This window comes from Desulfosudis oleivorans Hxd3 (assembly GCF_000018405.1).
In the GTDB taxonomy this organism is placed as follows: Bacteria; Desulfobacterota; Desulfobacteria; order Desulfobacterales; family Desulfosudaceae; genus Desulfosudis; species Desulfosudis oleivorans.
Genome location: NC_009943.1, coordinates 3,899,970 through 3,915,344, shown reverse-complemented (window position 1 = coordinate 3,915,344; position 15,375 = coordinate 3,899,970). Strand labels below are relative to the sequence as shown.

The 15,375-nt window shown below is 58.3% G+C and carries 6 protein-coding genes; 4 read left to right on the top strand and 2 right to left on the bottom strand.

The features are described 5' to 3' along the window. The first annotated feature begins 405 nt into the window (after positions 1–405). The 4 genes from DOLE_RS16770 to DOLE_RS17720 all read left to right on the top strand — a co-directional run bounded on the left by DOLE_RS16770 (position 406) and on the right by DOLE_RS17720 (position 7,138). Positions 406–2,502 carry a cohesin domain-containing protein gene (locus DOLE_RS16770; RefSeq protein ID WP_012176671.1) on the top strand — a complete coding sequence of 699 codons (2,097 nt, stop codon included), beginning with the start codon at positions 406–408 and terminating at the stop codon, positions 2,500–2,502. Positions 2,503–2,719: 217 nt separating this feature from the next. Next, positions 2,720–3,562, top strand: a complete 843-nt coding sequence (locus tag DOLE_RS16765; protein ID WP_012176670.1) for a hypothetical protein — start codon at positions 2,720–2,722, stop codon at positions 3,560–3,562. 27 nt (positions 3,563–3,589) lie between these two features. Beyond that, positions 3,590–4,666, top strand: a complete 1,077-nt coding sequence (locus DOLE_RS16760) for an HD domain-containing phosphohydrolase (RefSeq protein ID WP_012176669.1) — start codon at positions 3,590–3,592, stop codon at positions 4,664–4,666. A gap of 63 nt (positions 4,667–4,729) precedes the next feature. Further along, positions 4,730–7,138 carry a PAS domain S-box protein gene (locus DOLE_RS17720; protein ID WP_012176668.1) on the top strand — a complete coding sequence of 803 codons (2,409 nt, stop codon included), beginning with the start codon at positions 4,730–4,732 and terminating at the stop codon, positions 7,136–7,138. Between the two features lie 32 nt (positions 7,139–7,170). Here the strand turns inward: DOLE_RS17720 and DOLE_RS16750 are convergent, their stop codons facing one another. Further along, on the bottom strand, positions 7,171–9,009 hold the full coding sequence (locus DOLE_RS16750) for a DUF11 domain-containing protein (RefSeq protein ID WP_012176667.1): 1,839 nt from the start codon (positions 9,007–9,009) through the stop codon (positions 7,171–7,173). After that, positions 9,009–15,365: an OmpA family protein gene (locus DOLE_RS16745; protein WP_012176666.1), complete on the bottom strand. Its 6,357-nt coding sequence runs from the start codon at positions 15,363–15,365 to the stop codon at positions 9,009–9,011. Before DOLE_RS16745 ends, DOLE_RS16750 begins: the two co-directional genes overlap by 1 nt. Positions 15,366–15,375 lie beyond the last annotated feature (10 nt).

Below are 15,375 nucleotides of genomic sequence, written 5' to 3'. Positions count from 1 at the left end.
CCCTTCGTGCTCTTCGTTTTAAAAAGCGGCCGGCCAATTGAGTCGACAGGGTGTTTTAACACGAAGACCACGAAGAAACAAAGAACATGAAGAATGGTCCCCCACATCCCCCCCCCGCTGTTTTGTTTTTCTCCTCTTTGCGAGAGGCTTTTTTCTGCCTGTCAGCCTATCCCCCCTGTTTGTCTTGCAGGACTTGTTCTGTTTCGCGGAACAGTGTCCTGTGCCGCAGAATAATCTGCCAGTGCCAGTTCGGCCATTTTTTTATAGAATCTTGTTTTTATTGTTTAAATTTTTATTTTTACAGTTTGGCACACCCCTTGCTACCTATAGAGACAAAAGACGGTTACAGGCCCGGCAAAACGGCCTGTCTGAAAGAAAAAACAAGGAAGTGCAAGGAGGAAAACAATGAAAACAAACAAACTTCACAAGATGGTTCAATCGGTGCTCGGAGTATTGGTTCTGGGCATGCTGATCATCACCCCGGCCGCTTTTGCCGACTATATTGATATGGAGTATGTAAACGCGGACGGCCAGGTGGAGCCGGCGGTGCTGACGAGAGTCAATGAAAACGGTTATGCCATTGGCTGGGCCAACCAGTCGGTGCTGGAGTTTTTGTCGAGCCTTGCTGTTATCAAACCGGGGATGCTTTCCATTAAAGGCCTGGTCTGCACCGATGTCAACTCGCCCGTGAGTTCCACAACCGTTTTTAATCCCAATCAAATGATGATCAACGGGGCCGTTGTCGACCTGGAACCTTCGGAGGCGGGCGTCTCTTTGCAGTTGGGGCCCGACACGGTGTTAACGTTGGTTGACTGGGTTTTTATCCCTTTTGATATTAATGACGACAACACGATGGTGGGTGGATGTATGTATAAGGATTCGTATGGATACCTCGGCATGGTTCCGTTTGTGGCCGAGGCTCCCTGGACCCTGCCCACGATTATTCTCGGTGTCAATGAGTCCGGTGAAATCGGGCTGAATCCTTCTATTTCGAGCGACAGCGTGTCGGCTTTTTTTGCCACGGGAATCAACAACGCGGGAGACATTATCGGCGTTATGTCAGGACACTTTGGATCCGGCGATTTTATGAGTTCAGTTCAGGGGGTCACTTTCAACAAGGCCGCTGTGGAAGGCGATGGGCTTTTGTCCGCAGACGAGAGCTCAACCTTTACCTGCGGTGGAAGCCTTCTTACCGTTCCCCTCTCGATCAACAATGCCGGGAACATCACGGGGTATGCCTTTGACCTGAAATATCCCCTGGCCGAAGGAAGCTACCTTCTTGACCTTGACAATAATTCCATGCTGACAGACAGCAACGTTCTCATTCCGGCGGGAAGTGAGAACAGCCAGGAACTTTACGAAAACCTTTTTAAGTTAAAATACCTGGAAATAAAGGGGTTTATAAGAAATATACATGCGGCCGATGACGATTTTTTATTGGTTTCGCATGTTTCCGACCAGGCCATGGCCGCTGATCAGTACCCTGATACAGTGGAGGTGTATGGGACGATGGTTTACACTATGCTCGACTCGGACAGGGTGTTGTTTTTCTATACGAATGTTGACCCGGACAACGGGCGGACGGATGAAATGTTTACCCTGACCGACTTTTTTTCGGCAGTGTCCGATCCCGACCAGCGCGTGTCGCTGAACGTTGCCAGCCTGTTGGCCGGCCAGAGCAGCCCGCCGAACCATGACATGGTGCTGGTCCAGGGGTTGGGTTTTCCGGGTGCCGACCTGTCCGGTTTCTGCGATATCAACACATCCGGAGCTGCGGTGGGCTGGTATGAGCTGGATGGCGCTGTGAATCCGTTCATCTATGTGCCCGGTGTCTGCGTTGAGGAGAATGACGGGTATATCGACATCATGGGCCGGCCCGCCTGTGTCACCACGGACATTGCGCCGCTGTATGTGCCGGTGCGGGTTCAGGCATCTCCCAACGATGTGTATGCCCTGGGGTTTGAGGTGCTCTATGACCCCAATGTTCTGGAGTTCATGGGCTTTGAGGTCGATCCGGCGGACAACCAGTATCCGACCACCCTGCTGGCCGGCTGGCAGGTGGATGGCCAGGCGAGCTGGGACGTCAGCGAGGTGGGCCTGGGTCTGGTCCGGGTCGGTGCCTATACAATGGATACCCCGATTCAGTCAAATTCGGAAGGCATCCTTGGCTACCTGGTGTTCAACTCCTTTTCCGCTGAAGTCACCGGCCTGCAGATTCAGGCCCTGGTGGACGATATCGCCACCTGGGACGCCACCGGCGCTTGTTTGAGCCAGGCCACCGGTGACTGCAACGACGACGGTGTGGTGACCCCGGCCGATGCTCTGTGCGCCTTTGAAAAGGGCCTGGGGCTGTGCGACACCAGTTGCGGGCCGTGCATCGAAGTGCCGTCGGATGTGGATCAGGACGGTGATTCCGACATGTATGACGTGCTGTGTATCTTTAAAAATTACCTTGGTCTCCCTTCATGCCTCGGCTCCGGGGAAGAGCCACTGGTCTTTTAGCCTGACCGGGGCGAGGTCAACCTCTATTCCACCGGCAGGCACGCCCAGCGTGCCTGCCGGTGCTGTTCTCAGGGGTCTGAAAAGGGTAAGCGCTTGTTTTGAGACGGAAGAAGGTGTATTTTAGCAGTCAGGAGGAGAAGCAGGCCACCGGTTGAAACCAGACAACAGCAGCGGCGTGTCCTGTACGGCGCTGGCTTTCAGACAAAGAAGATCAGCCATGAAAGCACTGCTCATCAATCAGCCCCCTCAGACACAGAAATTCCTGGAAGAGTCGGGTCTTGCAACAATCGCAACGGCAGAGGTAAACCGCCTGCTGGTGACACTTCTACCCGGCGTGGTTCACGAAATCAACAACCCCGTGGGCTTTGTCACCGCCAATCTTTCCTCCATGGAAGGGTATATGCAGAGCATCGGTGAACTGGCGGACCACTTTAAACGTCTCACCACTCTGCTGGGATCCCGTCCCAATCTCACAACCGAGGAAAGAGAACTCCTGGATATCTGTAAGGCCTTGGCCGCGGATGCCGATGTCGAGGCGGCCATTTCCGATGCTCCGGCCCTTCTTGCGGAGTGCCGGGACGGCATGCGGCGAATTCAGGAGCTGGCCGCGGCGCTGCGGGAGGTGTCCCTGACCGGTGAAGAAGCGCAGGCCGGATGCGATCTTCATTTGTGCATGGAGACGGCGCTTCGTGTGATATGGAACGAACTGAAATACACGATAACGGTTGACCGGCAGTACGGAGAACCGCTTTTTCTTGAGGCCGTTTCTTCACAGCCCCTGGTACAGGGGTTTCTGGTGCTGCTGGCCCACGCGATTGACTGCATGGGAGGAGAAGGGGCGATAGCCATTGAGACAGCGGTTGAAAACGAAGCGACCCTTGTCCGGATTTTCTGTTCAAGCCAGAAGTTTCAGGAGAATCGGTGCGGCGCTGATCCGGCGGCGGCAAGACATTTTTTCGGCAAATGCAAGGCAACCCTGAATGTTGTGGTGGACGGGCCGGGCCGGAACGTTTTTTACACGGTGACAATTCCCGCTGATGCCAGCGGGAGCAATGAATAGCGATTGACAAGAGAGGGGGTCGGTAAAATGGAAAAAAACAACCGTCTGTTGCTGGTGGATGATGAGGAGAGAATTCTGGAAAGTTTGCGGCGCCTGCTGAAAAAAGAGGGGTATGAGATCTTCACGGCAACGTCGGGCCGTGAGGGGCTTGATATCCTTCAGCGGGAAACCGTCGGCGTGGTGGTTTCCGACATGATGATGCCGGAGATGGACGGCATTGAGTTTCTGGCCCAGGCGTCCACACTCCGCAGCGATACGGTGCAAATTCTGCTCACGGGCCATGCCAAGCTGGAGGTGGCCCTGGACGCCATCAACCGGTTGGGGATTTTCAGCTTTATTGTCAAGCCCTGGAACAATTACGTGTTGGTGAACGACCTGCGCAGGGCCTTTGATACCTATAACCTGGTTGCGGAAAACAGGCACCTTTTCCAACTGACCGAGCAGAAGAACCATGAGCTCAAGGAGGCCAACGAATCTCTGGAAGAGCGGGTGAAGCACCGGACCCAGCTGTTGCAGGAGGCGATTGAGGAGAGCATCCTGATGCTGGCCAGGGCCGCTGAGGCCAAGGATGATGATGCGGAAGGCCATATTCACCGAGTCTACAGCATGGTGTATGACCTCTGTAAAGAGTTGGGAGTGCCGGACGACAAGACGGGCCAGATCGCTCTTTTCAGCATGGTGCACGATATCGGCAAGCTGAAGATCAGCGATGACATACTGCGCAAAAAGGACCTCTCCGAAGCGGAAGCCGTGATACGTAAATCTCATGTTACGGCCGGAGAAGAGATGCTGGGCGTCAAGCCGTTTTACAAAATCGCCCGGGAGATCGCCCGGAGCCATCATGAAAACTGGGACGGCACTGGTTATCCCGACGGGTTGAAGGAAACAGAGATTCCTCTGGCTGCCCGGATTGTGGCCCTGGCGGATACCGTTGACGCCCTGACCCATAAGGAGCCGTACAAGAATGCATGGGACATGAAACGCGTGTTGCAGGAAATCAAAAAACTGGCCGGCACCCGGTTTGACCCCCGGATCGTGGAAGCCTTTGTTTCCCTGCAGCAGAAGCGATCTGGCCGAAAAGCACAGGCAAAGGGTTCCGCGTAACAGGAAGAAACGGACCGTGCATTCCTGCCGGTACGTACGACCGGTGCAAGAGAGAGAGGCCTTATGGACCTGACGCGAAAACGGCTTGTTTTTATGATTCGGCTGCTGGTCATCATCAGCCTTTCCTACCTGATGCTGCTGGCCCCCGGTGCCGGCGCCGCCACCCCCTTGATATACGGCTTCATCGGCCTTTACCTGTTTTCCAACCTGGTTATCTCCCAGCTGCCGGCGCCCTTTTTTGAGCGGCCCCTTCTTTTTTACGGCATTGTGCTGTTTGACAGCATCATGGTGGTGGCCGGCATCTATGTGGCCGGCATGGCCAGCACCGACCTTTACCTGATTTTTTTTCTGATTGTCTGCCTGGCCACCCTGGGTTCGGATTTAAGAAACCTCATCATTGCCGGCTTTTTGTTCGTGTTTGTTTATGGATGGCTGCTGTACCAGGAGGGGCTTCTGCAGGGGCCGGAGGCCGTCAGCTACACCCTGCGGCTTCCCTTTATCCTGGTGATTACCCTGTTTCTGGGATACATCGTCGACTTGCAGACCAAGGACAGGGACCGGCAGCTCAAGGCGTCGGAGGCCCGCTACCGCAGCTTTATTGAAAATCTTCCCGTGGGCAGCTACCAGCGGACAACAGGGGAAAACAGCCGTTTTCTGATGATGAACCGGGCGTTTTTGCGCATGTTCGGTTTCAAGGGAAAACCCGACGCATGGCAGCCGGCGGCACTGCCCTACGCGGACGCCGACCAGGAAAAAGAAATTGTTGCCACCCTTGAGGCCAAAGGCAATGTGGATGGTATGGCCGTGGATCTGCGTCGAAAAAACGGGACGGTTTTTAACGCCCGTGTCTGGGCACGGCGCTACCGGATCGACGCCGGGGAGATCGTGGAGGGCATTGTTGTTGATGAAACCGGCCTGCGGCAGGCGGAGGCGGCCCTGCGGGAGAGCGAGGAGCGGCTCAAGGTGGCGGTGGCCGCCTCCTTTGATCTGATCTACGAGTGGCAGGTGGGCGGCGACCGCCTGCAATGGTTTGGCGACATTGAGCAGAAACTGGGCTATGGCCCCGGAGAGGCGGGCGATACGCTGGCGGCATGGGAGGTCCTGATTCACCCGGAGGATCTGCAGAATTTCCGCGAGATGGTGGAACTGCGCGATTCCAACACACAACCGCTTTTAAGGGAATACCGGATACGGCATAAAAGCGGAGAGTGGCGGTACTGGAGTGATCACAGCGTTCCCCTGCTGAACGGAGAGGGCCGGCCCTGGAAGTGGATCGGGGCCTGCACGGATGTCACCCGGCATAAAGCCATGGAGGCCCAGCTTCAGCAGGCCCAGAAAATGGAGGCCATCGGTGTGCTGGCCGGGGGCGTGGCCCACAATTTTAACAACATTCTGATGAGCATACAGGGATATGTGTCTGCCATGCTGATGGACCGGCAGCCCCAGGATTCCGACTACGAGCACCTGGTCGATATCGACCGGTCGGTGAAAAAGGCCAGCACCCTGACCCGCAATCTTCTGGGATATGCCCGTGGCGGCACTTATGATGTGCAACCCACCGACTTAAACGAGTTGATGCGGAACGAAGACAGAATGTTCGGCAGCGCCAAGAAGGAGATCGTGCTGGACGAACACTTCCAGAAGGATATCTGGCCGGTGGATGTGGACCAGAGCCAGATGCAGCAGGTGCTGATGAATCTTTACATCAATGCCGTTCAGGCCATGCCGGAAACAGGCGGCACCCTTCATGTGGGCACGGAAAATGTCATACTCAATGAAGAGGATGTCCGGGGACATGACGTGCTGCCCGGACCTTATGTAAAAGTGGTGGTGCAAGATGAGGGGTGTGGCATGGACAAGGCCACCATGGAAAAGATTTTTGATCCCTTTTTTACCACCAAGAAGACCGGGGTGGGCACCGGCCTGGGGCTTTCATCGGTCTACGGCATTGTAAAGAGCCATGGCGGCATGGTCCGCGTCACCAGCGAAAAAGGGCGGGGCACCTCGTTTTTTATTTTCCTTCCGGCCATGATCCGGGGGCAGTTGAAAAAAGAAAAAGAGGCGGCCGCGCCGGCCATAAAGGGCGGGGCAGAGGCCATTCTTGTGGTGGATGACGAAGAGATGGTGATCAAGGCCTGTTCACGCATGCTCAAAAGGCTGGGATATAATGTGGTGGCGGTCCAGAGTGGTGAGGCGGCGGTGTCCCTCTACCGGCAGCATTACAGGGAAATTGCCCTGGTCCTGCTGGATATGCTGATGCCGGGCATGGGCGGCGGCGAAACATATGATAAGCTGAAGCAGATCAATCCCCATGTAAAGGTGCTGCTGTCCAGCGGGTTCAGCCTGAACAATCAGGCCCGGGAGATTCTTGCCAAAGGGTGCAGCGGGTTTATTCAGAAACCCTATGATACGGCCGCGATCTCTTTAAAACTGCGTGAAATCCTGGATCAACAGGAGGCCGCCGAAACCTGAAAGCATGTTCCCTGTTGATGCGCCTCTCTGGCCTACTCCACCTGCACCCGGAACCGGACCTGGAAGGAGGGGGTGTTGCCGGATGCGGCCCCGTCCATCGGACCTTTGGGATTGACAAGAATATCGGTGACGTTTTCGTCGCAGTCGTCTCCATCCGGGGTGGGGTGATAGGTAAACGTGGCGCCGTTGTCGCTGGAAAAGCCCAGATCATCGGTGTCATTGTCCAGGGCGATGTAATCGTAGGGATCCAGGCCGCTGTCCGTGCCGCCGTAGGCGGACCCGTCCAGAAAGACAATCGGCCCGTCGCCCAGGTCTCCCACGAAAAGTTTTGTGTTGGCGGGAATGGCGTCGGTGATGTTTATCGAGTCCGCGTCCACGGGACCGGCCCCCTGGTTGGTCACCTGAATGGTATAGATCATTACGGCTCCGGGTATGGCCTTGGGGTTGGCCCCGCCTGTGGGATCGGAAAAGGTGGTCACGGTTTTCATCACCAGCAGGTCCGGGGCGGCCGCGGAAACGGTCACTGTGTCGGTGTCTGAGTTGTCGCTGGTATCCGGATCAAAAGTGGTGTCGCTGTCCACCGACGCGGTGTTGGAGACGTTGGGCACTGCCGCAGCCCCCACGTTTACGGTCAGGGTCAGGGCCGGCAGGCTGTTGCCCGGGGGCAAGGGTGAGGCGGAGCAGTCGTAGGTAAAAACAATGGTGGGCGCACCGCTGGTGTCCACGGCCCAGCCGGTGCCGGAAAAGGAGCTGTAGGTCAACCCGGCGGGCAGCACATCGGTGACAGTAACTGTGCCGGTTTCGCTGTTGGGACCGCTGTTGGTTACGGTGATGGTAAAATCGCCGGTGCCGCCGGACACAAATCCCCCGGAATGGGTTTTGGATATGGAAAGGTCGGCAGCCTGGCAGGTGACGGAAATAATTTCGGCGCTTAAGATTACCAGGTCCCCGGCCGCGGAATAGACCGAGCTGAGGGAGCTGTCGCCTTCCGACAACAGGCTTGAGATATCGTAGATATCAAAATCCACACCATAGGTGGGGGAACTGACCAGGGTGCCCAGGTGGGAAAAGGTGGAGTTGTACTGGTCGGTGGCTGAGTTGCTGGCATCGGTCAGGGTTGTGCCGTTGACCCGGAGGTATTCATTGGCGCCGGTCAGGGTAGGGTCGCCTTCCCAGGAGATATGGCCGATTTTGCCGTCGATTCCGGAGGCCGAAGAGACAACAAAGTTTGACGGGGTAAGGACGATGTCACTGTCCCTGAAATACTGAAATCCGTCGTAGATGTTGATGACCCGCTCCTTTTCGGAAGCATCTTCATAGATCACCACCAGTGCCCATCCCCCCACCACGGCCTGGACCCCGCACCAGGGGTTGCCGGCGGAAATGGTTAATCCGCCAAAGGTGTAGTTGCCGTTTCTCGTGGTGTTGACAATGGATGTGACATCGGCCATCCCGCTGAAGAATCGATAGGTGGTGCCGCCGTTGACAAACGTTTCGTCAAAAGGGCGGTCGGCGTTCACGGTGTTGCCGTTAAGGGAGACTTGATTGTCCGCCGCGTTGCCGGACCGGGCCCAGTAGAGATAGGCGGCCCGGATCGTGGCGCCGGCCGGAATACCGGAAAGGGCCTCGGTGGAGGTGGTTGTAATTCTACAAGGGTCCGCCCACCACCCGGCATTGGGCCGGGTGCGAAGGGACCCGCCGGTACCCACAAAATTGACGTTTCCCACAAAGGTGTAGCGCGGGGTGGTTTCGATGTCCGTGGCGCCTGCCGGCAGAACAAAAAGCGCGCACAGGACCAGTGGAATCAGTCCTGCCCAAAGGATTCGGTTTCTTACCCCTGCCGTTGTTTTTTTATGGTAATTCATAGGCATCAGTGTTTGTCCAGCAGCTCCACCGCTTCCTTGACAGTGGCCTGGTCGAATTTGAGTCTGAACTGAATAAAGGGCCCCTGGGCCGTAAACCCGGCCGCTGAAAAATCCTTGTCGGTAAAGCCCGTAAGATTATACCCGAAACTCAGCCAGAAGTTTTTAACAATATCGCAGCCCAGTGACGCCCCGGCCAGGTAGTCGATCTGGCCGCTGTTCCAGGAGTGGAGCATGCCGCCGTGCATGCCCACGTCAAACCGGCGGGTGATGTCGTACCGGGCTTCGATGCCGGTTAAATCCGTGTAGCCGCTGTAGTCATTGTCTTCCACGGTTTCCAGCACGTACTTGGCGCCATACTGCAAGGATACCTGGAATTTTCCGTTCGGCTTGAAGTTGGCGTTTAAGTTGTTGATGATGCGCCGGCTTTCAAATGCCGAAGACGTGCCGGTTTCATCTTCATACACCAGGTCCAGCCGGTCTAAAACGATCCACTCCGCGTTTCTGGGCCGGCGGGCCAGGCCGAACCGCAGGTTTGCCGCTGTGGTGTCGGTGCCGGAAACCGTTTCCGTGCGAAACAGCCTGAAACTGGAAGAGAGCCCCAGCCCCTCTTTCGGCTCGCCGAAGATGCCGGTCATCAGGCCGTATTTGTCGTCGACTTCCGAATGGCGGAACTCGACCCGGTTGTTTGCGGACCATGTTTCCTGAGTGTAGGCGGTGCCCAGGGAGAAGGCGGTAAAGTCATTGCCGTCGGCCGTGCCCGAGGCTGGGGGCACATTGATATTGAGGGGCGTATTGCCGGGGTCCTTGAGGGTCCGGCTGTGGTCGATGCCGCCGTCGGCGCTCCAGTAGTCGTTGATCCGCCATTTCTGGGAAAGGCCCATGCCGGCAAACACCCGGGCGCCGTTTTCGTCCGTCTCCCTGCCCACGGATGAAGAGAGGCTGCCCCCGGTCCAGGGGGAGGTCTTGACCCCGGCCCGGCTGGTTTCAGTATCTTCGTTTTCGCCGAAGGTAAACTCCTGCTCGGCAAAAAGCGTGGTTTTTTCAGTCACCGCATAGTCGGCCCCCAGGGTGGTGCGGGTGGGAAAATCGGCGTTGGCGTTTTCGTCCGGGTTTAAGGTCTGCTCATGGTCCACCCGAAGGGTCAGTTTGTCGTTGGCCGTCTTTGTGGTGGCCCCGGCCAGCACCTGGTCGGTCCGGTTGACTGTGCCGTCGGAAAAGCGGTCCTCGGCATGGCGCAGGCCGGCTCGAAGGGAAGCGTCCCTGCCGGTGGCATAACTCACACCGGCCTCGGCCACGTCCCGTTTGGCGTCGGTTGTCAGGTTTTCCTGGCGATAGACCTCGGCATTGACCCCCACCCTGGACGTGGCCTGGTAGGCGGCCTCACCGCCGATTTTGCGGGTGCCCTCTTCCGATCCATTCTGCTGGCCCAGGCCGAACCCGGGCTGCTGCTCCCGCACATAGAGCTTGCCCGCCAGTTTTTCTGAACCATGGACCATCTCGGCCAGGTAGGCGTTGCCCTCTTTTTGTTCGGTGCCGGACTGCTTGTCGCTGGTTGCCACTTCGGCCCGGACCGTGGTGTTCTTGCTCAGCCGGACCGTGGCGTCCGCACCGGAAAGATCACCTTCAGCGCCTGTGCCGCCTTCGTGAAGATGAGAGGCTCCCACCTCGACACGGCCGTCCAGGAATTTGACTGCGGCCCGGCCGCCGTAGTTGAGTTCGCCCGAGTCACCGGCCTCTGTTTCATAATCGGCGACAATGAATATGGGGTTGAACCGGTCGTCCCTGCTGAAGACCGGCTCCTTGAAGAAAAGGGCGCCGGTGTCGTAGTCGATCTGATAGTCCACGTGCCGGGTCAGGGGCCTTGACTCAAGGATTACCTCACTTTTAAACCGGTCCCGGGTCTCTATTATGATGGTTTCCGAGTTGGGCAGAATGTCGTTGCCGGACAGGTGGTAAAGACCGGAGGTGCCGTTGCCCTGGATTTCGTCCTTTATAAAACCGGAATCCGCCTCGTTGACAAAAGCCGTGTAGGTAAACCGGTCATTTTCAAATTCCGACTTTATACCGGTGGCGTTCCGGTTGTACCGGGCCAGTTCGGTGACGGTCAAATCCGTGGCATAGTCGCCGAACAGGGCGTAGAACTGTTTTTTCTCGATTTTCACGTAGAGCCGCTTGCGGCTGGGGGCCTCGTACCCTTGCTGTACCGTATCACCGTACAGGGTGTAGTAGGTGTCCGGGTCGATGGTGCGAAACATCTCGGTTTCACCGGCGGCCTTTTCCTCGGTGGTGTCCGCGGCCAGGGTCAGGAGCCATTCGCCCTTGATTCTGCCTTTGGCAAAGAAGGCGATACGCCCGTCCTCGTAAATCTCGTCATCCACATCGGCAGCGGCCAGGTTTTCCGCGTGGCCGGAGAGGGTGTTGTAGCCCACGGTGCCTTCGGCCAGACCCACCAGGATCCACTCCCGGTCAGGCGCGATCAGCCATGCACTCACGGTTTTCGTGCCGTCGGAACAGGTAAACTCCAGGGTGGCTTTTCCGGTCGGGGCCGAGGGGTCAAGCGGGATATAGGCCATGCCGTCTGCTTCCACCCGGTACCCGGGAGCATCTTCCACGGCCCCGGTGAGCGGGGCCTGCTGCATGGTCTGTGTTTCCGCCAGGGCCGTGTAAGGGGGCAGAACATTCACGCGGCCCACCACACCTGTTCGGGCCGGGAATCCGTCCTTGTCGGTCAGCCGCACCGCGATCACCGGGGGTGTGGAACCATCGGCGATCAGCCGGGATTTTTCAACCACAAGGTCGGCGCGCACCGGGGGGCCGGAATAGTGGATGACCCTTTCAATGCGCGTCGGTGTTGCTGTATCCGGGTCCTGCCAGAGGGCTTCAAACCGGTTGTCCCCTTCCTTCAGATCGACGCCGCGCCATGTGCTCACCGCCACGGTGCCGGCCCGGTCGGATACGGTTTTTTCAAAATTGAGGCGGCTCACCTCATGGCCGTTTAACAGCAGCCGGGGCACGGTGCCGGCCCGGTGGCGGACGGCGATTTTGATGCCGGGTGTTGCCGGCAGAAAGCCGTCTTCCGGCCAGACCCAGGCCAGGGGCCGGTCGTCGCGGGACAGGGACTCGACAAAGGCCCTGCTGATTTCCGGCATGGTTTGGGCCTCCGCGTCAGAGAGTGAATAAGGCTTCTTCCCGGCAGCCGGGTCTTCACCCGGACGGGCACCCCGGGTGGCCACGGAAACCAGGTCGGCATCGTTGGAGGCCGCCGTGTCAGGACGAATGGATTCCGACACCACGGCCACGGCAACCCGGCGATTTTCTGCCCGGCCGGCTTCAGTGGCGTTGGAGGCCACCGGCTCGCGGTCGCCCTTTCCCTCGGCCTCGATGCGTTCCGGCGGCAGGTTTAAAATGGTTTGCAGATAAGTGGCCACGCTTTGGGCCCGGCCCAGGGAGAGGGCGTCGTTATCGGCAAAAATATGGCGGCTGCGGGCGCGGATGGGCTGGTTGTCGGTGTGGCCGGTGACGATGATGCGTTTGATCCGCCGGCCGGCAAGGGACTGCCGCAGGGCGCGGACCTGTTCCTTGTCGTTTTCGGTCAGTTGCGTGCCAAAGGACGCAAACAGGGGCCGTTGATCGGCCTCCAGGTTGATTGCGTTATGAAATCTTACGGCCAGAAGGCTTTCCACCACCGGGGTCCGCTGGTTTTTCTGGGCCGGTGTGTTAAAGGTGAGCAGCCCTTTTGTGACAATGTGGCTTTCCTCGCCGTTGGTGAAGATGCTGCGTATGGTGGCCGACAGGGTGATTCGCTTCTCCCATGCGGCAGGCACATCCCCCAGCCGGTAGGTCAGCGCGTTGTCCGTCACCATGGGGGTGATGGGTGTGCCGTCTGAAAGGCGGCTGGAGCCTTCGGTATAGATGACGCCTTCCGGCAGCAGCAGGGTCAGCCGGAGGTTGTCCAGGGCCACGCCGTCACCGGAAAGCCGGGCATAAAAAGAGGCCTGGTCCCCGGCGCGGGTGCTTTCCAGGTAGAGCCGGGCCTCGCCTTCGGGCCGGGGTTTTGTGGCCACGTGAAAATCGGCCCGCCACAGGGTGCCGCCCTGAAGGTCCACAAACTGGGAGTACGGGGTCTGGGCAAACCGGGTGTTCTCTTCACAGGCCACAACCTGATACCTTTCCGGAATCGTAACCAGATCCATCTGGACCACGTGGGTGCCGGGCACAACCCCCTCAAAATGGTACATGCCGTTGTCGTCGGTGACGGCAAAGGTGCCGTCCTCCAGGTAGACCCTGACGCCGGGAACCCCGTCGTTGCCGTCAACCGGCTTGTTTTCGCAGTTGTCCGCGATTACCCGGCCCATGATAATGGCCTTGCCGCGGAACAGGTCCTCTTTGACCTCAACGGTGGCCGATGCCGGCAGAGACGACGCGGTGTCGCCCACGGCCACGGCCCGGTTGACCGCCTTGCCCTTTCTTGCCCCGGCCGAGACTTCGACAACATATACAATCGTTGTCTTTTCATGGGAGGCCAGGGTGCCGATAGAAAAGGTCAGGGTCCGGCCGTCGGAAGCGATGGCCGGATCGGCTGTTTTCGCCTTGTCCCGCCGGGACGAGCCGTTCTGATACCGAAATCCCGGGGGCAGCTTGTCGTTCAGCACGATGCCTGAAATCGGATCATCCGACGTGTTTTCCACGGTCAGGGTATAGGCCACAAAATCGCCTGCCGCGGCCGTATCTTTATTCGCCTGTTTGGTCACGTAAAGCGCGTACACGATGGGGTCGATGGGAATATCCAGGTGGACCGGCGGCCCGGGATCGACCCGGAAGGACTCTCCCCTGGACCCCTTAACAATGACAAAAGGGCCGCCTGGCAGGGCCTGCAGGTCGGCGTCGGCCACGATGGACGGGGCCTTGTAGCCTTCCGGCGGCGTGATACGCAAACGGTAGTTTCCCGGTAAAATCAGGGGAAACCGGAAACCGCCCGCCGGCGGATCATACCGGTTGCCGCCGCTGTCTGTGACAGCAGCCCCGGATATAAGGGTGGAAGGGTAGGTGCTGACACCATCTTCACCCAGGACCCGGGCAGGGGCGCCCACGGCCGCCGACACACCGGCCGCTGCCTCGACAATCGTGACAACCGCCCCATCCACCGGTTTTCCGGTGGAACTGTCAAACACAATGCCGTAGGGGTCCACCAGGGCGCTGTCATCCACCACGGCCTCGGGCCCGTCCTCTGTGTCGTGGTAGACGGCGGTAATCGTGGTGCCGGAGGAGACGGCAAGCCGGCCGTCATAATTGCCCGGCGCGGTTCCGGGCGCAGACATCACATAGCCCGTGAACACGCCGGTGTTCAGCCCGGTCTCGGTGAGCAGAATCACCTCGGTGTCGGTGCCGGCCGGGCCGGTGCCTGAAATTTTTATGACAATCGTTTCCACGGTGTTCGGGTCGGTGTTCCGGTCACGGTCGGTCACGCGGATGAATATGGGATCGCCCTGGTGAAAAACATCGGCGTCAATCAGCGGAACCGGCTGGGAAAGATCAATGGGGGTCTGGCCCGACAGGGGCGGCGCCAGTGCGCTAAAGGGGCCGGACAGGGAGCCGTTGGAAGAATAGGCGGCAACCGCGACATTGACGGATTCAGCCGTTGATACCGACGGAGCGTAGCGCAGCAGCTCAATCACGCCCGGCGTGCGAACCATGACCCCGGCCGTGGCAATATTGTTGTTCAGGTCGCTGTCGGCCTGGGCCGTTGTGGCTGCGGCGGTGTTGACAAGGGTTTGGCCGGCAAAGCCGCTGTTTTCATTCACCAGTACCGTCACCGTGACAACGGTCTGCTGCCGGGGTGCAAGGTTTCCGATGTTCCAGGTCAGGCGCCGGTCTTCAACGGACGTCGCCGTTGGGCTGGTTTCCACAAGAGAGACCCCTTCAGGAAGGTCGTCTCTTACCACCAGCCCGATGATGGGAACATCGCTGTTGTTGATCGCGGTGATCCGGTAGGAGACATTGTTCCCCTCCATGGCCCGGTCCGTGTCCGCGCTTTTTTCAACGGCGCAGTCCACGGCTTCTGCCCGGGTCAGAACAACGGAATTGGACGATACCGTCACACCGTCGTTAAAGGTGATGCCGGCGGTGTTGGAAATATCGTTCGGTCCGGCCCATGCGGTGGCGCAAAAAAGGACCAGGGCCGTTATGATCAGCGCGTAAAGACGCGTTAAATGGATTTGCGGGGCCAGGGCCGCCGCTTTCGCGGCAGCCCTGTTCCGCACAGCGGCCATGCGCGCAGAAACAGGCAAAGCCCCGCCGTTTCCGGCAAAATTGCCGGAAGGCGGGGCCGCCTGTCCTTTAATGCGCATGGTCGTCTGGTTCATGGTTGTTATC